This window comes from Alteromonas infernus, from assembly GCF_902705815.1.
This window is the reverse complement of the sequence record NZ_CACSIG010000078.1, coordinates 1-549: the sequence shown is the minus strand read 5'-3', so window position 1 is coordinate 549 and position 549 is coordinate 1. Positions and strand designations below refer to the sequence as shown.

The following is a 549-nucleotide window of genomic DNA, read 5'->3' as shown; positions in this document are numbered from 1 at the left end:
TATGTCGCACAACAGTTAAATAAGTTGAAAGTGGGCTATCTTCACGTTATGGACGGCTTAGCATTTGGCTTTCATGAACGCGGTGAAGCCATGACGTTAGCCGAGTTCAGAGCGCTGTACGATGGCATGTTAATGGGTAACTGTGGCTACACGAAAGAAGACGCTGAGAAGCGACTGGCTGACGGCGATGCGGACATGATTGCCTTTGGTAGACCTTGGATCACCAACCCGGATTTGCCTACCCGTTTCAAGCACGACTACCCTCTTACCTCATTTGACGACCCATCGACATGGTATGGTGGTGGCGAGGAAGGCTACAACGACTACGAGACTTACCGAGAGAAGAGTGGAAAAGAAGCAATGACATCGTTGACCTAACCAAAGGGCAGCGAGCGTTAATGTAAAAGGCAGAGCAACGCCTCTGCCTTTTAAACNCGCTATTTATACTTGAAAGCGCGCATACCTAATAGCACTATAGGTTTTAGCTTGTAAACGTTTTTTTCTTTTTACGATAGCACAGTCCAATTTTTCAAGTCACGACATCCACGC

At 47.1% G+C, this 549-nt stretch carries 1 protein-coding gene; it reads left to right on the top strand.

Annotated elements, in window-relative coordinates; all coding sequences use genetic code 11:
• Nucleotides 1-378: oxidoreductase (locus ACX5J7_RS18315; RefSeq protein WP_498707800.1), on the top strand; the 378-nt coding region annotated here is incomplete at its 5' end.
• Nucleotides 379-549 lie beyond the last annotated feature (171 nt).